Genomic DNA, 21,648 nt, shown 5'->3' on the forward strand with positions numbered 1-21,648 from the left:
CCCCCCCTGACCGTCAGAAGCGGCCCGAGCCCCGGTACAGCTCCAGCTCACCGTCCAACTCGACCGCGAGGACGGTGGCGTACGGGTCCAGGTCGGCCTCGGACGGCGGGTCGATCCACAGCACGCCGACCGCCTCGTGCAGTCCGCCGACGACCCGGTGGCCGAGTTCGGTGCCGGTGCCGAGCACGGTGACCTTGCGGACCGGCGTGGCCAGGCCCCGGACGCCTGTCTCGGCGCGCGGGATGTCGAACAGGGTCAGGTAAAGGGTGCGCCGGTCGGCGGAGAGGGTGCTGGGGCCGTAGTGGTGACCGGCCGGAAGGCCACGCACCGTTCCGTACACCGCCTCCGCATGCCTGCGGATCCACTCCCCCAGGCCTTCCAGACGCTCCACCTGGGCCTGCGGGATGGTGCCGTCCTCCATCGGGCCGACGTCCAGGAGCAGGTTGCCGCCTGAGCCGATGGTCTCGGTGAAGTAGCGGATCAGCTGGGACAACGACTTGTGGTTGTGGTCGTGGTGCTGGTAGCCCCACGAGTCGTTGATCGTCAGGCACAGCTCCCAGGGGCCCTCCGGCGGAACGATGGGGGCGCCCTGCTCCGGGGTGGCGTAGTCGCCCTCGCTGAGCATGCGGGCGTTGAAGACGACATGGGGCACGTAGCTGCGGATGAGCGCGGCGAGTTCGGGGATGCGCCACTGCTCCTCGCTGCGGTCCCACTCGCCGTCGAACCACATCAGGTCGGGACGGTAGCGGGAGGCCAATTCCCTGATCTGGCCGTCCCGGTAGGCGATGAACCGCTCCCAGGCCTCGAGGTCCTCGTCCTCGGCCGCCACCTCGGAGTAGCGGTTGTCCTCGAGCTCCGGCGGGCGGCCCGGCTTGCGCGTGGAGGCGTAGTCGGGGTGGTTCCAGTCGGAGTGGGAGTAGTAGAGGCCGACCTTGAGCCCCTTCTCGCGCAGGGCCTCGGCGTACGGACCGATGTAGTCCTTGCCGAGGTTGAGGTCGCCGTACCGCGTGTCCCACAGGGCCACTCCGTCATGGTGACGGCTCGTCAGCACGGCGTACTTGGCGCCGGCGCGGGCGAACAGGTCCGCCCACGCCTTCGGGTCGTAGTTGGCGCCGGTGAAACGCTCCAGCTGGGACATGTACCGGTCGTGCGGCACGATGTCGTCGTAGAACGACCAGGACTCCTGGACGCCGTCGACTGCGTAGATGCCCCAGTGCACGAAGATCCCCAACTTGGCGTCGGTGAACCAGGGTTGCATGGCCACGCGTCAGCCCCTCCGCAGACGGAGCGTCAGGATCTGGAAGGGCCGCAGAGCGACGGGGACACCGCCGTCGACGACCTCCGCGTCCTCCAGCGGGCGCTCCAGCAGGTCCGTCACCTGGGCGCCGGCGAGCGGGAAGCCCGTGCGGAGCACGCCCTCGGCGCGGCCGCCCCGGGACTCGTAGAGCCGTACGACGACGTCACCGGACTCGTCGTCGGCGAGCTTCACCGCCTCCACGGTCACGCCCCCGCCGTCCACGGAGACGACCGGCTCCGGCGCGCCCGCCGCCTCGGCCACCCGGAGGGGGAGGTTGAGGGCGTAGCCCTCGGCGATCGCGTCATCGATGGTCGCGCCCGGGAGGAGGGAGTACGTGAAGCGGTGGCGGCCCTGGTCGGCGCCCGGGTCCGGGACGCGCGGGGCGCGGACCAGGCTCAGGCGGACCGTGGTGGTCGTACCTCCCCCAGCCTCCGGCCGGGGGGACCCCCAACTCGCTTCGCTCGCCTCGCGGACCGTGCGGGAGACGTCGTGGCCGTAGGTCGAGTCGTTGATGACCGCGACGCCGTAGCCGGGCTCGGCGATGTGCACCCAGCGGTGGCCGGAGACCTCGAAACGGGCCGCCTCCCAGCTGGTGTTGGTGTGGGTGGGCCGCTGGATGTGCCCGAACTGGATCTCCGCGGAGGAGTGCGGGGCGCGGATGTCGACCGGGAAGCCCGCCTTGAGGAACTTCTCCGCCTCGTGCCAGTCGATGTCCGTCTCGAAGTCGATACGGGGGCTGCCGGCGCGGAGCGTGATCGTCTGCGTGATCTTCGACCCCTTGCCGAAGCTCCGCTCCACCCGGATCGCGCCGAGCAGCGGGTCCTCCTCGACGACCGTCACGGAATCGGCGTCCAGCAGATCCGTGTAGCGGTTCTTGTAGTGCTTGTCTACGTCCCAGGCGTCCCAGTAGTTCGGGAGGTCGGTGTGCAGGCGCAGCAGATTGCCCTTGTCCGCGAGGACCTCACGGCCACCGGCCCGCAGGTCGCGTACGGAGGCCAGCGTGCCGTCCTCCGCGACCTCGACGCGCACGAGTCCGTTGTCGAGCACGCGACCGCTGACCGTGACCGGCTGCGGCGGGTCGGCTACCGCGACGGGCGCGCTTCCGTTCGCCGGCACCTCGGCGTAGACCGGGACGCCCGTGGCCGTGCGGACGACCTCGGCGCGGTCGAAGGGGCTGGTGTTGAAGACACGGGTGCCGCCGGCGCCCAGCGCGGCCACCGCCTGCGCCGTCAGCTCCTCCAGCTCCTGGGCGACGCGGGCGTACTCGGCCTCGGCCTCGCGGTGCACCCAGGCGATCGACGAGCCCGGCAGGATGTCGTGGAACTGGTGCAGCAGGACCGTCTTCCACAGCCGGTCCAGCTTCGCGTACGGGTACGCGTAGCCCGGCGCGTGCAGCGCGGCCGTCGTCGCCCACAGCTCCGCCTCGCGCAGCCGGTGTTCGCTGCGCCGGTTGCCCTGCTTGGTGCGGGCCTGGGAGGTGTAGGTGGCCCGGTGCAGCTCCAGGTACAGCTCGCCCACCCACACCGGGGCGTCCGGGTACTCCTCGCGGGCCTTGGCGAAGAACGCGTCGGGGTGTTCGACCTCGACCCTGGCGGAGCCCTCCAGGTTCTTCAGCCGCCGCGCCCGTTCCATGATCTCGCGGGTGGGGCCGCCACCGCCGTCGCCCCAGCCGAAGGGGGCCAGCGAACGCGTCGCGCCGCCCTTCTCCTGGTAGTTGCGCACCGCCCGGGCCATCTCCTCGCCGCTGAAGCGGGCGTTGTAGGTGTCGACCGGCGGGAAGTGGGTGAAGATGCGGGTGCCGTCGATGCCCTCCCACCAGAAGGTGTGGTGGGGGAACTTGTTGGTCTGGTTCCACGAGATCTTCTGGGTGAGGAACCACTCGTTGCCTGCGAGCTTGGCGAGCTGCGGGTAGGCCGCGGTGTAGCCGAAGGAGTCGGGCAGCCACACGCCCTTGGTCTCGATGCCGAAGTGCTCGATGAAGAACCGCTTGCCGTGGATGAGCTGGCGGGCGATGGCCTCGCCGCCGGGCAGGTTGCCGTCGGCCTCCACCCACATGCCGCCGACCGGGGCCCACTGGCCCTTCTTCACCGACTCCTGGATACGGGCCCACACGTGCGGGTAGTTGTCGCGCACCCACTCGTACTGCTGGGCCTGGGAGCAGGCGAAGACGAACTCCTCGTACTCGTCGGCCAGGGACGTGACGTTCGAGAAGGTGCGGGAGGTCTTGCGCTTGGTCTCGCGGATCGGCCACAGCCAGGCGGAGTCGATGTGCGCGTGGCCGACGCCGGAGACGATGTGCGCGCTGGCGTGCGCGGGCTTGGCGAGGACGGGCTTCAGCGCCTCGCGCACCGAGGCGGCCGAGCCGGAGATGTCGTCGAGGTCGAGCAGGTCCATCGCCCGGTCGAGGGCGTGCATGATCTCGTGACGGCGCGGGTCGTGCTCGCCGAGCTCCAGCATCAGCTCGCGCAGCACCTGGATGTCGAGGTCGAGGTGCCACACGTCCTCGTCCAGGATGGCGATGTCGGCGCGCCGGAAGGTGTAGAGCGGCTTGTCCCCGGCTGTGAGCACGTCGCCGAGCGGGGTGGGGGCCGCGAAGTCGTTCGCGAGGATGTCCGGGTTGGAGGCGGCCTCGACCAGGTAGTGGATCTCCTCGCCGCCGACGGCCGGGTGGGCGATCGGGACGTACTGGTTGAGCGGGTTGACGGCCTTCAGCGGCCGGCCGTCGGTCAGGTGCACCAGGGCCTCGGCCTGATTGCCGGGCCAGTCGCCCACGAAGCCGAGGTCGATGACGGCCTCGACGCGTCGGCCGGCCCACTCCGAGGGCACCTGCCCGCGCATGCGGAACCAGGTGGTGCCCCACGGCGGACCCCACGGAGTGCCCATCGCGAAGGGCGCGTACGGCGCGGCGGCGGCCTCGGCGAACGGGACCGGCTCCCCCGGGGCCTGCCAGGCCTCCACCTCGAAGGGAACCGTGGCGGCGTAGATCGCGGTCTTGATGCGCTGGTCGTGGAGGCGCTGGACGCGCTCCTCGATCCGGCGGCGTTCGTCGTGCATTCGGTGTCTCCAGGGAGAGCGGGAGGCGAGAGGGGGAAAGCGCTTACTGAGAGGTGTTCACCTAAGGTACGCCAGCCCGGGGTGGACCGCCGTGTAGCCCTCGACCAGCCTGCGGGCCACGTTCACGGAGTCGACCAACGGATGCAGGGCGAACGCCTTCACGGCCGTCGCGCGGTCGCCGGAGTCGGCGGCGGCGAGCACCTCGCGCTCCACCGCCTTGACCGCGCAGACCAGTCCGGTGGCGTGGCCCGGCAGCGGGTCGACCGCGACCGGGTGCGCACCGTTCGCGTCGACCAGGCAGGGGACCTCGATCACGGCCTCGGTGTCGAGGACGGACAGGGTGTCGCGGTTGCGGACGTTGAGGATCAGGGTCGTGCGCTCGTCCCGCGCGATGGCCCGCATCAGGGCGAGGGCGACCTTTTCGTAGCCGCCGGACAGGTCGTCGGCCTCGCGCTCGCCGGCGCCCGCGCTCTCGCGGTTCTCGGCCATGTAGGTCGCCTCCCGTTCGGCGCGGGTGCGTTCCCAGGCCTCAAGGGCGGAGGCGTCCGGCCGCGCGACCTGTTCGTAGAACTGCGCCTGCTGGTCGCGCAGGAAGGCGCCACGGGTCTTCTCGGCGTGCTGGTAGGCGCGGACGGCTTCACGGTTGAAGTAGTAGTAGTGCAGATACTCGTTGGGGATCGCGCCCAGCGACTGCAGCCACTCCGTCCCGAAGAGCTTGCCCTCCTCGAAGGAGCCGAGCAGGTCGGGGTCGGCGAGCAGGCGCGGGAGTTCGTCCCGGCCGGCGATGCGCAGGCCGCGGACCCAGCCGAGGTGGTTGAGCCCGACGTAGTCGATCCACGCCTCCTTCGGGTTCGCGCCGAGCACACGGGCGATACGGCGGCCGAGGCCGACGGGTGAGTCGCAGATGCCGATGACGCGGTCGCCGAGGTGGCGGGACATGGCCTCCGTGACGAGGCCCGCCGGGTTGGTGAAGTTGATGACCCAGGCGTCGGGGGCGAGCCGGGCCACCCGCCGGGCGATGTCGACGGCGACCGGGACCGTGCGCAGCCCGTAGGCGATGCCCCCGGCGCCGACCGTCTCCTGGCCGAGGACGCCCTCCGCGAGGGCGACGCGCTCGTCGTTCGCCCTGCCCTCGAGGCCGCCGACGCGGATCGCGGAGAAGACGAAGTCGGCGCCGCGCAGGGCCTCGTCGAGATCGGTCGTGGCGGTCACCTCGGGCGCGTCGGGCACCCCCGCGGCCTGCTCGGCCAGGACCCGGGTCACGGCCGAGAGCCGGCCCGCGTCCAGGTCGTGCAGCACGACCCGGGTGACGCGGCCCTCGGCGCGGTCCGTCAGGAGCGCCCCGTACACGAGCGGGACGCGGAAGCCGCCACCGCCCAGAATCGTCAGCTTCACGCTTGCACCTTTCCTGCCACGATCACCTCGACGCCCGCCTCGTCCAGCGAGGAGCGGGTCGCCGCGTTCACCGGCGCGTCCGACACCACCACGTCCAGGTCCTCGGGACCGCACACCTTCGCCATACCAGTGCCCGGGAACTTGGCCGAGTCGGCGAGCAGCACGACCTTGTCGCTCGCCTTGATCATGGCGCGCTTGACCGGCACCTCGACGACCGTCGTGTCCATCACCTGTCCGCCGGGCCGGACCCCGCTGGTGCCGAGGAAGAGCCAGTCCGCGTGGAGCTGGCGCAGGTTGTCCTCGGTGAGGAAGCCGACCAGCGAGCGGTACTCGCGGCGGACCATGCCGCCGAGCAGCACCAGCTCGATGCCCTCGTCGTCGGCGAGCTCCTCGTAGACGACGAGATTGCTGGTGATCACGGTGAGCCGGCGGCCGTGCAGCCGGCGGGCCAGGCGGTAGGCGGTGGTGCCGATGTCGAGCAGTACCGACTGCCCGTCCGTGATCATCTCGGCGGCGTGCGCGGCTATCGCGTCCTTCTCGGACACGCGCACCTCAGCGACCTCGGCGAAGGGCTGGTCGCCCTCCTCGACGACCGCGCCGCCGTGCACCCGCGTGAGCAGGCCGTCCTCCTCCAGCTTGACGAGGTCGCGCCGGATGGTGGCCGGGCTCACGCCGAGCTGCTCGGAGAGGTCGGTCACTGACGCGGGCCCGCCGGAGCGCAGGACCCGCAGGATGAGTTGGTGTCGTCGTTCTGCCAGCACGCCGCGAACACTACTCGTCATCTTCAATCATTTCTATGCTCACTTCTGCTTGAGTATTGACCAATCTCGTCGATGAGCGCACGATTCCGTGCACCGAGTTTGAGCAGTTCTGACGAGAGGACCCACGCGGTGGACGACGACCGGCCCGAGGTGCTGTTGACCGGGCTGCTCTTCTACGACCTCGTTCTCACGGGCCTGGGCAAAGCACCGACGCCGGGCGAGGAGATCTGGACGGCGGGCATGGGCTGCGGCCCGGGCGGCATCGCGAACCTCGCGGTGGCCGCCGCCCGTTTCGGCCTGCGGACCTCCCTGGCCACGGTCTTCGGCGACGACTTCTACGGCGCGTACTGCCGGGAGGTCATCGGCGACCAGGAACGCATCGACCTCTCGCTCTCCCGCACCGCGAACGGCTGGCCCACCCCCGTCACCGTCTCGCTCGCGCACGGTGACGACCGGGCCCTGGTCACGCACGGCCAGGAGCCCCCGTATTCGCAGGACGAGCTGATGGGTGAGGTGCCCGAGGCGCGCACCGCCCTGGTGCACCTGGAGGCCGAGCCCCGCGCCTGGCTCGCCAAGGCCGCCGCGAACGGCACCCAGATCTACGCCGACGTCGGCTGGGACCCCACCCAGCGGTGGTCCCGGGACCTGCTCGACCAGCTCTCCCTGTGTCACGCCTTCCTCCCCAACGAGACCGAGGCGATGGCCTACACCCGCACCGGCAGCGCGGTCGCGGCGCTCGGCACGCTCTCCGAGCTGGTGCCGGTCGTCGTGGTCACGCGGGGCGGCGACGGCGCCATAGCCGTCGACCAGACCACGGGCGAGTACGCCGAGGCCCCCGCCCTCGACGTGGACGTACTGGACGCGACGGGCGCCGGCGACGTGTTCGGCGCGAGCTTCGTCGCCGCCTCGCTCGGCGGCTGGCCGCTCCAGGAACGGCTGCGGTTCGCCGTGCTCGCGGCCGGCCTGTCCGTACAGCACCACGGCGGGGCCCTCGCCGCCCCCGGCTGGTACGGCGCCGACCGCTGGTGGCGCTCCCTGACCGACCCCGGCCTCAAGCAGGCGTACGGCTTCCTGGCGGACCGCCTCCCGGCGGACGTCGGCCCACCCGTACGCCGCGCCCCCGTCACCCCGCCGATCCCTCGCACGCCCGTCGGCCCACGGGCCTCCGCACGGCAGCACTGACTCTCATCACGCCCCTCAGCACCACGTACAGGAACAACAGGAGTGACCCGTGGACCTTTCTCGTAGAGGCTTCCTCCAGGCCGCCGCGCTGACCGCGGCCGCGTCCGGCCTGACCGTCGCATGCGGCGGCTCCGGATCGAGCGGTACCAAGAACGGCAAGGACCTCACCTTGTGGTACTGGGGCGGCGCACTCAGCGACAAGGTGGTCGCGGAGGCCAGGACGCACTTCAGCAGCCAGGTCAAGCTGACCGTCTCGTCCATCGGCGGCGACTTCAAGCAGAAGCTCACCACCACCCTCGCGGCGGGCACCTCCGTGCCGGACATCACCGGCATCAAGGGCGAGGACATGGCGTCCTTCCTGCCCAACGCCGGCCGCTTCCTCGACCTCAACGACCTGGGCTTCAAGAAGATCTCGTCCCAGTACCTGGACTGGAAGACCAAGCTCGCCCAGACCACCGACGGCAAGCAGATCGGCTTCCCGATCGACATCGGTCCCACCGCGCTCTTCTACCGCGCGGACCTGTTCGCCAAGGCCGGGCTGCCCACCGACCCCGACAAGGTCGCCGCCCAGGCCAGGACGTGGGAGGACTACTTCGCGCTCGGCACCGAGCTGAAGAAGAAGGTCCCCGGCACCTACCTGGTCAACAACATCAGCTCGGTGTTCACCATGACCGTCGGCCAGGGCACCCAGCGGTTCATCGACAAGAACAACCACTTCATCGGCGACCAGGACCACATCCGCACCGCGTGGACCACGGCGGTGCGCCCCTGCACCCTCGGCCTCGACGCCAAGATCAACGACAACACCTGGAACGCCGCCATCGGCAAGAGCCTGACCACCGAACTCGGCGCGGCCTGGCACGCGCTGGACATCGAGCAGGCCGCCCCGGGCACCAAGGGCAAGTGGCGGGTGTGCGCCATGCCCGGTGGACCGGCCAACCAGGGCGGCTCCTACCTGGCCCTGCCCAAGCAGTGCCGCAACCCCGAAGAGGCGTTCAAGATCATCAGCTGGATCCTCAGCCCGGCCAACGACGCCCGCGGCTTCACCGACGCCGCCATCTTCCCCGCTGCCCCGGCCGCGTACGCCATGCCGGCCATGACGGGCCCCGACGCCTTCTTCGGCGGGCAGAAGATCATCGAGGTCTTCGGCCCGGCCGCCAAGGCCATACCGGACAGCTACGAGGCGCCCGCCGACGCCGCCGTCATGGCCCCCTACATGACGGAACTGACCAACATCGAGGCCAAGGGCAAGAAGCCCGACGACGCCTGGAAGGACGCGGTCAGCCAGGCCAAGCAGATCGCCCGGCGACAGGGGGTGAACTGAGGTGGCGTCACCTCCGGTCACCGGCCCCGCCACGGTGCGCGAGCACCGTGGCGGGCCGGGCCCGGCCCGGTTCCGCCCGCGGCGCGCCACGCCCGCGGGCACCGCTCGGCCCAGGCGGGGTGGGCTGTTGTCGTACTGGCGGCAGTACCTGGCGATCTCGCCCTTCTACCTGATCTTCATCGCCTTCTCCTTCTTCCCCGTCTTCTACTCGCTGTATCTGGCCTTCCAGCGCTGGGACGGCATGGGCACCATGCAGTTCGTGGGCCTGCAGCAGTTCCGGTTCCTCTGGTCGGACCCGGTCTTCTGGCTGTCGATCCGCAACACCCTGGTGATCTGGGTCCTGTCCACCGTTCCCACGCTCTTCGGCGCCCTGGTGCTGGCGACGCTGCTGCACTCGGTGCGCCGCTTCAAGGGCTTCTACCGCATCGCCCTGTACGTCCCGAACGTCACCTCGATCGTCGCGGTGGCGATCTTCTTCGGCGCGGTGTTCAGCAACAACTTCGGTCTGGTCAACGCGATCCTGGGCACGGTCGGCATCTCGCCCGTCCCGTGGCTGAGCAACCCGTGGCTGATCAAACTGGTCATTGCGCTGCTGATGACCTGGATGTGGACCGGCTACAACATGATCATATATCTGGCCGGTCTCCAGGCGATCCCGACGTCGATCTACGAGGCCGCGAAGATGGACGGCGCCGGGCCCGTCCGCACCTTCTTCCAGATCACCATCCCGATCATGCGGCCCATCATCCTGTTCACCGTCATCATCTCGACCATCAACGGCCTGCAGAGCTTCAGCGAACCCCAGGTCCTGTTCGCCAACAACGCCGCCAACGCGAACCTCGGCGGCCCGGGCCAGGCCGGTCTGACCACGTTGCTGTACTTCTACCAGTCGGCCTTCCTGAACAACGACTACGGCTACGGCGCGGCCATCGTGTGGGCCTTCTTCGTACTGATCCTCGTGCTGGTCGCCGTCAACTGGCGCATCACCCGAGGAGGGAGGAAGTCATGACGACAGCGGACACGACGCGGCCGGCCACGCGCGCGCGGCGGCTGCGCCGCCCCAAGGGCCTGACCGCGCACATCATCCTCATGCTGGCCGTCCTGATCTCGGTCTTCCCCTTCGCGTGGACGATCGTCATGGCGACCAACACCACCGAGGAGATCTACAAGAGCCCGCCGAAGCTGACGTTCGGCTCCCACCTGCTGGAGAACATCCGGCATGTGCTGAACACCATCGACTTCTTCGGGTCGATGCTCAACACGGTCATGGTCGCGTGCGTCACCACCGCCCTGGTGCTGTTCATCGACTCCCTGGCGGCCTTCACCTTCGCCAAGTTCGACTTCCCCGGACGCAAGGTGCTCTTCGGCACGCTGCTGTTGTTCATGATGCTGCCGCTCCAACTGGCCATCCTGCCCCAGTTCATCCTCATGTCGAAGATCGGCTGGGTCGGCATGCTCAAGGCGCTGGCGCTGCCCTCCCTCGCCAACGCCTTCGGCATCTTCTGGCTGCACCAGTACATCCAGAACGGGGTGCCCGACGAACTCCTCGACGCCGCGCGCATCGACGGCGCCGGGTTCTTCCGCCAGTACTGGAACATCGCGCTGCCGATGATCAGGCCCGCGCTGTCCTTCCTCGCCATCTACGCCTTCGTCAACTGCTGGAACGACTACATCTGGCCGCTCGTCGTGCTCACCAACCCCGACCATGTGACGCTCCAGGTGGAGCTCGCCCAGCTCAACGTCGGCCACACCACCGACTACAGCATGGTCATGGCCGGTGTGCTCATGGCGGCCCTCCCGCTGGTCGTGGTCTTCAGCATCTTCGCCCGCGGGTTCATAGCGGGCGCCACCGAAGGAGCGGTACAGGGCAGCTGAACCGGTGTCGCGAGGAGGAGGTGACCAGTGACGTACGACGTCGGCGGAGGGCGACCGGGGCGCGGCAAGGTGCTCGTGGTGGGCATGGACGGGGTGCGCTTCGACCGGCTGCCCCTCCCCCGGCCTCCGGCCGGGGGAGCCCCCGTCTCGCTCCGCCCGCCGTCCACGGCACCCGTGCTGCACGGCCTCATGGCAGCGGGCGCCTTCGGCAACAGCCTGCTGCCCTACGGCGAGGTGGACGGTCAGGCCGAGAACGGGCCGTCGACCGGCATGGCCTACACCGACTCCGGGCCCGGCTGGTCGAGCGTGCTGGCCGGGGTGTGGCCCGACCGCCACGGGGTGCGGGGCAACGACTTCGCCGGCGCCGACTACGCCCGCTACCCCGACTTCCTCAGCCGCGCCGTCACCGCCCGGCCCGGTCTGCGCACCGCGGCCGCGGTGTCCTGGCCCGAACTGGTCCACCGCGGCGCCCTCGGCCCCGCCATCGGCCGGCGTGTGCACCACGACGGCGAGTCCGACGGTTACGACACCGCCGACCGCCTCGTCGCCCGAACCACCGCACGCTGGCTCACCGAGGACGACCCGGACGTCGTGTTCGTGTACTTCGGTGCCACCGACGAGGCCGGCCACGCGACAGGCCCCCTCAGCCCCGCCTACGACCACGCCCTCCTCACCCAGGACACCCACCTCGGGCGGCTGCTGGAGGCCATCGACGCCCGGCGCTCCGACCCCGCCCGTGCGGACGAGCACTGGACCGTGCTGGTCACCACGGACCACGGACACCTCGACGCCGGTGGCCACGGAGGCGACACGCGTGCCGAGCGAGAGGTCTTCGTAGTTCTCGCCGAGCCCGGTGTGCCCGGCGGCACCCGGCTCCCCACGCCCCGCCTCATCGACATCGCCCCCACCGTCCTCGACCGACTCGGCATCCCCGCCGGCCCCGCCTGGGGCATGCAGGGCCGTGTCCTGCCCGGCTCCACGTCACTCACGTCACCACCGACTTCGGAATGGTCATGACCGACGCACTCTTCGCCCTGCGCCCCTGGCGGGCCCCCGAACTGACCTCCTGGGGGCGCCTGCCGATGAACGCCGTCGACCGGCGCTCCGGAGCGCTCCCCCTGGACGGCGACTGGCGCTTCCAGTTGCTGCCCACTCCGGACGCGCCGGTCGGCGGTCCCTGGTCCTCGGCCCACGTGCCCGGCGCCTGGACCCTGCAGGGCACGGACGACCTGCCGCAGTACACCAACGTGCGCATGCCGTTCCCCGACTTCCCGCCCGGCTCGCCGGACGCCGACCCGACGGGCGTGTACGAGCGTGAGGTGGACGTGCCCGCCGAATGGGCCGGGCGGCGGATCGTGCTCCAGGTCGGGGCCGCCGAGAGCGTGCTGCTGGTGCACGTGGACGGGCGGCCCGTCGGCCTCTCCAAGGACTCCCACCTGGCCGCCGAGTTCGACCTGAGCGGGGTCGTACGGCCCGGGGAGCGCGCCACCGTGCGCCTGACCGTCGTCAAGTGGTCCGACGCCTCCCACATCGAGGACCAGGACCAGTGGTGGCACGGGGGCGTCACGCGGTCGGTACTGCTGTACGCCACCGACCCCCTGCACCTCGACGACGTGACCGTGCGGGCGCGGCAGGACGGCGAGCTGCGCATCGACTGCCGGGTGCGCGACGCGCGCGGGGCGCTGCCCGAAGGGTGGTACGTCAGCGGCGAGCTGGAGGGCCACCTCCTCACGCAGGACACGGAGTTCGACCGCCTCAACGCCGAGGACGACCGCGTCTCCGACTTCCTCGGCGAGGCCCGCATCCACACCACCGTCCCCGGCGTGCGGACCTGGAACGCCGAGACGCCGGAGCTGTACGACCTCACCGTCCGCCTGCACCGCGCCGACGGAACGGTCGCCGACACCTCGCGGCACCGCGTCGGCTTCCGCGACGTCGAGATCGTCGGCCGGGACCTGCTGGTCAACGGCGAGCGCGTGTTCATCCGGGGCGTGAACCGGCACGACTTCCATCCGCTGACCGGCCGCTCGGTGTCGTACGACGACATGCGCGCGGACCTGGTGCTGCTGAAGCGGTTCGGCTTCAACGCGATCCGCACCTCCCATTACCCGAACGACCCCACCCTGTACGACCTCACCGACGAGCTCGGCTTCTACGTCGTCGACGAGGCCGACATCGAGTCCCACGACCACGCCCACGAGATCGCCGACGACCCGCGCTATCTCAACGCCTTCGTGGACCGGGTCTCGCGGATGGTGCTGCGCGACAAGAACCACCCGTCGATCATCATCTGGTCGCTGGGCAACGAGTCCGACTACGGCGCGAACCACGACGCGGCGGCCGGGTGGGTGCGGCGGCACGATCCGACGCGGCCGATCCAGTACGAGGGCGCCGCCAAGCTCGACTGGGCGGCGACCGACGACGCCTCCGACATCGCCTGTCCCATGTACGCGCCGCTCGAGGACTGCGTGGCCCACGCCCTGTCGGGCCGGCAGACCCGGCCCCTGATCCAGTGCGAGTACTCGCACGCCATGGGCAACAGCAACGGCACGCTGGCGGACCATTGGGCGGCCATCGAGTCCACGCCGGGTCTTCAGGGCGGGTTCATCTGGGAGTTCTGGGACCACGGAATTCTGCAACGCGTGAGCGACGGCAGACCCGCCGGGCGCGCGGGCGCCGGGCTGTACGACAACGGTGTCGCCGCGCCCGGTCATCGCTGGGCGTACGGCGGCGACTTCGGCGAGACCATCCACGACGGCGCGTTCATCGCGGACGGTGTCGTCTTCCCGGACCGCACCCCGAAGCCCGCTCTGTACGAGCACCGGGAGATCGCGGCGCCGGTGCGCATCGAGTGCTTCAAGCACGAGGGCATCGTCCTCGGCAACCACCAGCACTTCCGGGGCCTGGACTGGCTGACCGGCCAGTGGGAGCTGTCCCTGTCGGACGGCCGTACGCTGACCGCGCCCGCCGAACTGCCCGCGCTGCGGCCCGGCGAGACGGCGGCGGTACCGCTGCCCTTCGAGGTGCCCAGCGACGGCGGCGAGGCCTGGCTGACGCTGCGGGTGACCGTGGCCGAGGACCAGCCGTGGGCGCCGCGCGGCACCGAGGTGTGCGTGCCGCAGGTCCGGCTGCGGGGGCCCGACCTGACCGGGGACGCCGCCGTGGACCGGCTCGTGGAGGTCGACGGCGAGGGCCTGCTGGTCCATCCCCTGCTGACGGCCGCCCCGACGCTGTCGCTGTGGCGGGCGCCCACCGACAACGACGAGCTGGGCGGCATGGCGCTGCGCTGGCGGGCCTGGGGGCTCGACTCGCTGGTCCGCAAGGTCGTGTCGGTGCGGCAGGACGGCGGCCGGGTGACCGTGGACGCCGAGTACGCCGGCACCGTCGGGGTCGTGCGGCACCGGCAGGTGTTCACGTCGGTCGAGGGCGGCGTCCGGGTGGACGAAGAGGCCGAGCTGCCCGAGGAGTTCGACGACGTGGCGCGGGTCGGTTCGGTGTTCGAGACGACGCCGGGTCTGGACCTGCTGGAGTGGTTCGGGCAGGGGCCCTGGGAGTCGTACCCCGACCGCGGCGCGGGCGCGCCGGTCGGCCATCACTCCGTCCGTGTCGACGACCTGTTCACCCCTTATCTGCGTCCGCAGGAGAGCGGCGGACGGCACGGCGTACGCCGGTTCACCCTGTCGGCGCCGGACGCGACCGGCCTCGCGGTCGTGCTGGACGAGCCGCGCCAGGTCTCCGTCACCCGGCATCGCGCCGAGGACCTGACGGCCGCCACGCACCACGACGAGCTGGTGCCGCGTCCCGGGTGCGTGGTGCACATCGACGCGGCGCACCGGGGGCTGGGCACGGCGTCGTGCGGCCCCGACACCTTCCCCGAGTACCGCATCCCACCGGGCGTCCACCGCTGGAGCTGGATCCTGCGCGTTCTGTAACCCCCCGCCTTTCCTGTCACGTCACCTCTCACGGAGCACACGTGTGTACGTCGCATGACCACCATCAGGGCGAGGCCGCGCAGGCCGGTGCCGGAAGACGCAGTTTTCTCAGGGCCACCGCGCTGCTGGGAGCCGCCGCCACGACCGGGGTCGCACTGCCGGCCGTCGCCGAGGCGGCCGAGAGGAGCAGCCGGCGGCCCGACGCCGAGAGCCGGCGCTTCACCCTCGCGGTGATGCCCGACACCCAGTATCTCTTCGACGGGCCGAGCATCGACCCGGCGCCCGTCGAGGCGTCCCTGCGCTATCTGCTGGAACACGGCAGGGACGAGAACATCGTCTTCCTGTCCCACCTCGGCGACCTCACCCAGAACGGCGCCGAGGAGGAGTTCGCCGCCATCAGCGAGGCGTTCGAGCTCCTCGACCGGCGGGGCGTCGGCTACAGCGTCCTGGCCGGCAACCACGACATCAAGTCGTCGACGGACGACCAGCGCGGCTCGACGCCGTACCTGGACGCGTTCGGCCCGCAGCGCTTCAGGAGCAAGTCGACGTTCGGGGGCGCCTCCCCCGACGGCTACAACACCTACCACCTGTTCCGGGCGGCCGGACGCGAGTGGCTGGTGCTGGCGCTGGACTGGCGGCTGTCGGCGAAGGGGTACGCCTGGGCGAAGGACGTGCTGGCCCGGCACCCGAGGACGCCGGTCATCCTCACCACGCACGAACTGGTCGTCGAGGACGACCAGTTGTCGGCGTACGGCGGGCAGCTGTGGGACCAGCTGATCGTGGACCACGACCAGATCTTCCTGACCCTGAACGGCCACTACTGGCCCGCGGGCCGCGCCACCCGCAAGAACGCGGCGGGCAACGAGGTGCACCTGCATCTGACGGACTACCAGAACCGCTACTTCGGCGGGGCGGCGATGATCCGCCTCTACCACTTCGACCTCGACCGGAACGTCATCGACGTGGAGACGGTCTCCCCGTGGATCCTCGGGCGGGCCGCGAAGGGCCTCAACGAGCTGGAGCGGCAGGAGATCGAGCTGAGCGGTGACGCCGACCGGTTCTCGGTGGAGATCGACTTCGCGGAGCGCTTCTCCGGCTTCGACCCGGTGCCCGCGCCCCCGGCGCGGCCCGTGTCGCAGATGCTGATACCGGGCACGGTCGCCTACTGGCGCTTCGAGTCGCCCGTCTCCGGCACCGTCCGCGACCTGTCCGGCCGCGGCAACGACCTCACCGTTGTCTCGGTGGGCGGCGGCTCGCTCGGCTGGTCGCCGGACCGCCACCCCGACCAACCGGGCCACGGCAGCCTGGAGCTCCAGGGCTTCAAGTCGCCGCTGAGGGGCGCGTACCTGCGCACGGTGGACGGAGCTCCGCTCAACTCGGCCACCTTCGGGGACGGCTACACCATCGAGGCCTTCTACCGGCTGCCCGCTGACTGGGACCCCGACCACAACGCCTGGTCGGGCATCGTCAGCCGTACGGGCACGGGCGGCGCGGCCGGGAAGACCGCCGACGACCCCGACGAGCCACTGGCCACCCTCTCGTTGTCCAACGACCGCGAGCCGCAGTGGGCGATGCGCCCGCTGAACCAGGAGGGCATCGCCACCAACTGGGGCCAGGAGACCCCGCTGGAGACCTGGTGGCACCTCGCGGTCGTCAACGACGGCCGGCACACGACGCTGTACGTCGAGGGCTGCCCGGTCGTCCGCAACCCGAAGGCCGCCGCGGTCGGGATCACCTCCGTCGGGCTGCCGTGGCTGCTCGGCGGCTACGAGTACGCCGGGAAGATCGACCAGATCCTGCACGGCCGCCTCGGGGACGTACGGATCGTCGAACGGGCGCTGCCTGTCACGTCGTTCATGAACCAGCCGACTGCCCGCCGCCGGAACGTGGGGCTTGCGGGCTAGTGCCGCAACAGGCGCTATCGGGTGACGGGGCCGACGGTCACGGTGTGGTCGTCGGGGCCGTCTCCCTTGGCGGGCAGGTTCACCCTGAGTCGCAGGATGTGCGGGTGGATCTCACCCGGCAGGGTGATCACCGCGCGGGTGAAGGTGACTCCGCTGCCACCACCGTAGTTCTGCGGCACGACCAGCACGAAGGTCGCGCTCCGGCCCGGGGGGAGGACGACGGTGTGCGCGGCCTCGACGCTTCGCCGGGCACGGACGTGTCCGTCCTTGCCCGCCAGGTCCACCCCCGGGAAGCCGTTCAGGGAGCAGGGGGCGGCACCGGAGTTGGTCAGTCTCACGGGAATGTTCGAGTACGGGCCCTTGCCGTACGCGTCGCCCTTGGCGAAGGTCAGATGCGCGGTCCTGCACCGGGCGGCGGCCCTCGCGGTGGTCCGCGGTCCCGCGGACGCCGTGGCCGAGTGGGACCCCGTGGTCGAGCCGGGCGCCGTGGCCGAGCCGGTCGCGCTGCTCGTGCCGCCGGTCGCGGCCCCGGAGGTGGCCGTCGCCGAGGTGCCGCCGCTTGCCGGAGCGCTGCCGGAGCTCTGAGTGGCGCCTGCCGTGGACGCCGTGGCGGACGGAGCGGAGTTCGCCCCGTTGTGCTTGCCGTCGTCGCCGTTGCAGGCGGTGAGCGCGAGTCCCGCCGCGAGCACCACGGCGGCGGCCGGAACCTTGCGGAACTGCTGGACGCGCATGGGCTTCCCCCTGGTCTGGATGCGGGACCCGCCACGCGGGCCCTGCATGTCAGTTAGACGGGGGAAGGGGAGGCGAGGTTGCGGCGGGCGCGGGGAGGACTCCCGTGCGTATTGTCACCCGCCACCGGAGCAACCCGGGCAGGGCTTCGGACGTGCGTCCCGCGCCCCTGCCCCGGACCGAACGCGTCCGCCTCAGAACCCGTGCCCGAGGCAGACCGCCTGCTGCGGCGGGCCGCCCTGCCCGAGGCAGACCGCCCTGCCTCAGGCGTAGAACCGCGACAGGCTCTGCAGGACGGCCGCGGGCTTCCCGCCGCCGTCGATCTCTATCGTGCCGTCGACGGCGATCTGCACCCCGCCCGGCACGTCCTCCACCGAGGCGAGCTTCGCGACCAGCCGGATGCGGGATCCGACCTTCACCGGTGCCGGGAAGCGCACCTTGTTCAGGCCGTAGTTGACCTTCGTCGACACGCCCTCGACCTCCAGCAGCTCGGTGAAGAGCGGGATGAAGAGGGACAGGGTCAGATAGCCGTGTGCGATGGGCGCGCCGAACGGGCCGTCCTTCGCCTTCTGCGGGTCGACGTGGATCCACTGGTGGTCGCCCGTGGCGTCGGCGAAGGTGTTGATCCGCTCCTGGGTGACCTCGATCCACTCGCTGGTGCCGAGGTCGCTGCCGGCCAGCTTCTTGAGTTCGTCGAGGCCGTTGACGGTGATGCTCATGTGGCGTTCCTTGTCTGGGAGATCTAGGAGTCGGTGCCGTACCGGGAGCGGACCCGGGACTTGAGGAGCTTTCCGGAGGCGGTGCGCGGGAGGGCGTCCGCGACCACCACCGACTTGGGGATCTTGTACTTGGCCAGCCGCCCGGAGAGCGAGGCGATCACCTCGTCCGGGTCGAGCGTGGCGCCCTCGCGGGGGACGACGACCGCGCGCGGAACCTCGCCCCACTTCTCGTCGGGCACGCCGATGACGGCGCACTCGACGATGTCGGGGTGCGCGAGGAGCTGGTCCTCGATCTCGGCGGGGTAGATGTTCTCGCCCCCCGAGATGATCATGTCCTTGATGCGGTCGACGATGTAGACGTACCCGTCCTCGTCCACACGGGCCGCGTCCCCGCTGCGGAACCAGCCGTCGGCGAACACGGTCGCGGTCTCCTCCGGCAGCCCCCAGTAGCCGGGCATGACGTGCGGTCCGCGCACCACGACCTCGCCGGTCTCGCCGACGTCGACCGGGGCGAGGTCGGGCCGCACCACCCGTACGTCGCTGAAGAAGTGCGGCACACCGGCCGAACCCGCCTTGCTGACCGCGTGTTCGGCGTCCAGGAAGAGCGTGCCGGGCGCGGCCTCCGTCATGCCGTAGCCCTGGAGGAAGGTGAGCCCGCGCTCCTGGTACTTCGCGATCAGCGGGGTCGGCACCGGGGAGCCGCCGCAGGTGAGGATGCGGAGGCTGGACAGGTCGGCCCGGTCCCAGCGTGGATGCCGGGCCACCTGGTCGAACATGGTCGGCACCCCGAACATGAAGGTGATCCGGTGGCGTTCGATCAGGTCGAAGGTGGCCTCCGGGTCGAAGGACTCGACCAGGACGCAGGTGCCGCCCTTGAGCAGGACGGGCAGGGTGAGCATGTTCAGCCCGGCCGTGTGGAACAACGGGGCGGAGACCAGGGCGCGTTCGTCGGCGATCAGGTCGTGGTCGACGAGGACGTTGAAGGCGTTCCAGACCAGGTTGCCGTGCGTGAGCATGGCGCCCTTGGGCCGGCCCGTGGTCCCCGAGGTGTACATGATGATGCAGGTGTCGTCGAGGGGGACGGGCTGGTCGATCGGTTCGTCGCTCGCGGCGGCCAGCAACTCCTCGTACTCGGCGCCCACTTCGACGTACGCGCGGACATCGGTGCTGCCCGGCAAGCCGGCCACCAGCGCGGTCGAGGAGGGCGCGTAGACGAGGGCCTTGGCGCCCGAGTCGGCGAGCTGGTAGGCGATCTCGGGGCCGGCGAGGCGGATGTTGAGCGGGACGAAGACCGCGCCGAGGGTGCCGGCCGCGAACAGTGTCTCCAGGTAGGCGGGGTGGTTGGGGCCGAGGTAGGCGATCCGGTCGCCGCGGCGGACGCCCCGGGCGCGCAGGGCGTGCGCGAGGCGGGTGGTGCGTTCGTACAGCTCCGCGTAGGTGACGCTGCGGTCGCCGTGGATCAGGGCGGTGCGGTGCGGGGTCTTGCGGGCCCGGCGTGCGGGCCACGACCCCAGTCCCTCGTTGCGCATCTCACGGCCCCTTTACGCTTTCGTCAGCCCGAGCAGACGGGCGGCGTTCTCCTTGAGGATCTTCGGACGGACCTCGTCCTTGATCGACAGCTTCTCGAAGTCGGCGAGCCAGCGGTCGGGGGTGAGGACGGGGAAGTCGGAGCCGAAGAGCACCTTGTCCTTGAGCAAGGTGTTGGCGTACTGCACGAGCTGCGGCGGGAAGTACTTCGGCGACCAGCCGGACAGGTCGATGTGCACGCCGGGTTTGTGCGTGGCGACCGCGAGGGCCTCGTCCTGCCAGGGGAACGACGGGTGCGCCAGGATGATCTTCAGATGGGGGAAGTCGGCGGCGACGTCGTCCACGTGCAGCGGGTTGGAGTACTTGAGCCTGATCCCGCCCCCGCCGGGCACGCCCGCGCCGATGCCGGTCTGACCCGTGTGGAACAGGGCGATGGCGCCGGTCTCCTCGATGACCTCGTACAGGTCGTACGCCACCGAGCGGTCGTTGGGGAAGAAGCCCTGGATGCTGGGGTGGAACTTGAAGCCCTTCACCCCGTACTCCTCGACCAGACGGCGGGCCTGCTTGACGCCGGCCTTGCCGCGGAAGGGGTCGATGGAGGCGAACGGGATGAGCACGTCCGGGTTGGCGGCGGCGGCCTCGGCGACCTCCTCGTTGGGGACGGGCTCGGTGCCGGTGGCGGACTCGGCGTCGACCGTGAAGATCACGGCGGCCATCCTCCGCTCGCGGTAGTACGCGGCGGTCTCCTCGAGGGTCGGCTTCCGCTTGCCCTCCACCTTGAAGTAGGCGGAGGAGGCGTCGTGCAGGTCGTCGTCCAGGGACGAATGGCCCTTGGAGGAGACCTCGGCGTGGGTGTGGACGTCGATCGCGACGAGTTCGTTCAGGTCCATCACGCCTCCGGGAACTTCGGCGCGGGGATGCCGACGGTCTGCGGTTCGGCGCCGACCGAGGTGGCCCACACGTCGGCGAGAGTGTCCGGGGACCAGCCGCCGTCCGCGTACGCCGTCCTGATCTCCTGCGGATGCGACCAGAGTGCCACCTTGTCGCCGCCGATGCCGATGCACTGGCCGGTCACGCCGCGCGCCGCCTCGGAGGCGAGGAAGGGCACGAGGGCCGCGCAGTCCTCGGGGGTGCCGAAGCCCTCGCCCTTGCGGAGGAAGGCCGGCAGCGGCTCGCCGTTCTTCATCGCCTCGATGTACGGGGCGAAGGCCGGGATGGTCTCCGTCATGGCGGTGGCGGCGACCGGCACGATCGCGTTGACGGTGATGTTCGCGCGGGCCAGCTCCATCGACCAGGTGCGGGCCATGGCGGCGATGCCGGCCTTCGCGGCGGCGTAGTTGGTCTGGCCGAAGTTGCCGCGCTGGCCGGCCGGGGAGCCGACCAGGATCAGGGTGCCGCCCTCGCCCTGTTCGCGCATGCGGACGGCGGCGGCGCGGGCGCAGGTGAAGGTGCCGCGCAGATGAGTGGTGATCACCGCGTCGAAGTCGTCGTCGGTCATCTTCCACAGCACCTTGTCGCGCAGGATGCCGGCGTTGGTGACCAGGACGTCCAGTCGGCCGAACTCCTCCACGGCACGGGCCACCAGCCGGTCGGCGGCCTCGCTGGTGCCGACCGCGACCACCTCGGCCACAGCCCTGCCGCCCGCCTCGGTGATGGACTTCACGGCCTGCTCGGCCACGGCCTCGTCGACGTCGTTCACGACCACGGCGGCGCCGTGGGCGGCCAGGGCGTGGGCGTAGGCCAGGCCGAGGCCACGGCCGCTTCCGGTGACGACGGCCACCTTGCCGGTGAGATCGATGCTGGGCACGAGGGGGTCCCTTCCAGACGGGTCGGCCACCGGGCGCGCTGTGGCGAGGCGCCTGCTGCTCCGGCGGCGGTGCGGCTTCGAGATCGAAGCTAAGGACAATCATTGTTTTCGTCAATAGTTGTTGCCGACCGGTCCGTGCGGC

General features: G+C 70.7%; 16 protein-coding genes. 7 read left to right on the forward strand and 9 right to left on the reverse strand.

Annotated features, from left to right (window positions below; translation table 11 throughout):
* Nucleotides 1-13: 13 nt before the first annotated feature.
* The 4 genes from SY2F82_RS19930 to SY2F82_RS19945 are packed head-to-tail and all read right to left on the reverse strand — an operon-like array spanning nt 14 to nt 6,507.
* A complete protein-coding gene (locus SY2F82_RS19930) occupies nt 14-1,264 on the reverse strand; it encodes an alpha-L-fucosidase (protein ID WP_200420450.1) in 1,251 nt (416 codons plus the stop codon).
* Between the two features lie 3 nt (nt 1,265-1,267).
* Nucleotides 1,268-4,351 carry a glycoside hydrolase family 38 C-terminal domain-containing protein gene (locus SY2F82_RS19935; RefSeq protein ID WP_200420451.1) on the reverse strand — a complete coding sequence of 1,028 codons (3,084 nt, stop codon included), beginning with the start codon at nt 4,349-4,351 and terminating at the stop codon, nt 1,268-1,270.
* A 57-nt stretch (nt 4,352-4,408) separates the two neighbouring features.
* Complete coding sequence (locus SY2F82_RS19940; RefSeq protein ID WP_200420452.1) at nt 4,409-5,746, reverse strand: 6-phospho-beta-glucosidase; 1,338 nt, start codon at nt 5,744-5,746, stop codon at nt 4,409-4,411.
* Complete coding sequence (locus tag SY2F82_RS19945) at nt 5,743-6,507, reverse strand: DeoR/GlpR family DNA-binding transcription regulator (protein ID WP_200420604.1); 765 nt, start codon at nt 6,505-6,507, stop codon at nt 5,743-5,745. Before SY2F82_RS19945 ends, SY2F82_RS19940 begins: the two co-directional genes overlap by 4 nt.
* A 129-nt stretch (nt 6,508-6,636) precedes the next feature.
* Between SY2F82_RS19945 and SY2F82_RS19950 the strand changes: the two genes are divergently transcribed.
* The 7 genes from SY2F82_RS19950 to SY2F82_RS19980 all read left to right on the forward strand — a co-directional run bounded on the left by SY2F82_RS19950 (nt 6,637) and on the right by SY2F82_RS19980 (nt 16,724).
* Nucleotides 6,637-7,689 (forward strand): carbohydrate kinase family protein, encoded by a 1,053-nt coding sequence (locus SY2F82_RS19950; protein WP_200420453.1) that lies wholly within the window; start codon nt 6,637-6,639, stop codon nt 7,687-7,689.
* A 49-nt stretch (nt 7,690-7,738) separates the two neighbouring features.
* A complete protein-coding gene (locus SY2F82_RS19955; RefSeq protein ID WP_200420454.1) occupies nt 7,739-9,013 on the forward strand; it encodes an ABC transporter substrate-binding protein in 1,275 nt (424 codons plus the stop codon).
* Between the two features lie 124 nt (nt 9,014-9,137).
* A complete protein-coding gene (locus SY2F82_RS19960; protein ID WP_200420605.1) occupies nt 9,138-10,022 on the forward strand; it encodes a carbohydrate ABC transporter permease in 885 nt (294 codons plus the stop codon).
* Nucleotides 10,019-10,888 carry a carbohydrate ABC transporter permease gene (locus tag SY2F82_RS19965; RefSeq protein ID WP_200420455.1) on the forward strand — a complete coding sequence of 290 codons (870 nt, stop codon included), beginning with the start codon at nt 10,019-10,021 and terminating at the stop codon, nt 10,886-10,888. Before SY2F82_RS19960 ends, SY2F82_RS19965 begins: the two co-directional genes overlap by 4 nt.
* A gap of 84 nt (nt 10,889-10,972) precedes the next feature.
* Nucleotides 10,973-11,905: an alkaline phosphatase family protein gene (locus SY2F82_RS19970; protein ID WP_200420606.1), complete on the forward strand. Its 933-nt coding sequence runs from the start codon at nt 10,973-10,975 to the stop codon at nt 11,903-11,905.
* Nucleotides 11,902-14,820, forward strand: coding sequence for a glycoside hydrolase family 2 TIM barrel-domain containing protein (locus tag SY2F82_RS19975; protein WP_200420456.1), 2,919 nt, complete (start codon nt 11,902-11,904; stop codon nt 14,818-14,820). The genes SY2F82_RS19970 and SY2F82_RS19975 overlap by 4 nt, the downstream gene beginning before the upstream one ends.
* Nucleotides 14,821-14,861: 41 nt before the next feature.
* Nucleotides 14,862-16,724, forward strand: coding sequence for a LamG-like jellyroll fold domain-containing protein (locus SY2F82_RS19980; RefSeq protein WP_200420457.1), 1,863 nt, complete (start codon nt 14,862-14,864; stop codon nt 16,722-16,724).
* A gap of 14 nt (nt 16,725-16,738) precedes the next feature.
* Here SY2F82_RS19980 and SY2F82_RS19985 read toward each other — a convergent pair whose 3' ends face one another.
* The 5 genes from SY2F82_RS19985 to SY2F82_RS20005 form a co-directional block, all read right to left on the reverse strand.
* Nucleotides 16,739-17,455: a DUF4232 domain-containing protein gene (locus SY2F82_RS19985; protein ID WP_200420458.1), complete on the reverse strand. Its 717-nt coding sequence runs from the start codon at nt 17,453-17,455 to the stop codon at nt 16,739-16,741.
* 261 nt (nt 17,456-17,716) lie between these two features.
* Nucleotides 17,717-18,172: a MaoC family dehydratase gene (locus SY2F82_RS19990; RefSeq protein ID WP_200420459.1), complete on the reverse strand. Its 456-nt coding sequence runs from the start codon at nt 18,170-18,172 to the stop codon at nt 17,717-17,719.
* Nucleotides 18,173-18,195: 23 nt separating this feature from the next.
* Nucleotides 18,196-19,701, reverse strand: a complete 1,506-nt coding sequence (gene menE, locus SY2F82_RS19995; protein WP_200420460.1) for an o-succinylbenzoate--CoA ligase — start codon at nt 19,699-19,701, stop codon at nt 18,196-18,198.
* Nucleotides 19,702-19,713: 12 nt separating this feature from the next.
* Entirely contained in the window at nt 19,714-20,589 is an 876-nt protein-coding gene (locus SY2F82_RS20000; RefSeq protein ID WP_200420461.1) for an amidohydrolase family protein, read from the reverse strand.
* Entirely contained in the window at nt 20,589-21,506 is a 918-nt protein-coding gene (locus tag SY2F82_RS20005) for an SDR family NAD(P)-dependent oxidoreductase (RefSeq protein ID WP_308437777.1), read from the reverse strand. The genes SY2F82_RS20000 and SY2F82_RS20005 overlap by 1 nt, the downstream gene beginning before the upstream one ends.
* Between the last annotated feature and the right edge of the window lie 142 nt (nt 21,507-21,648).

The organism is Streptomyces sp. Y2F8-2 (assembly GCF_014905555.1).
Lineage (GTDB): Bacteria > Actinomycetota > Actinomycetes > Streptomycetales > Streptomycetaceae > Streptomyces > Streptomyces cynarae.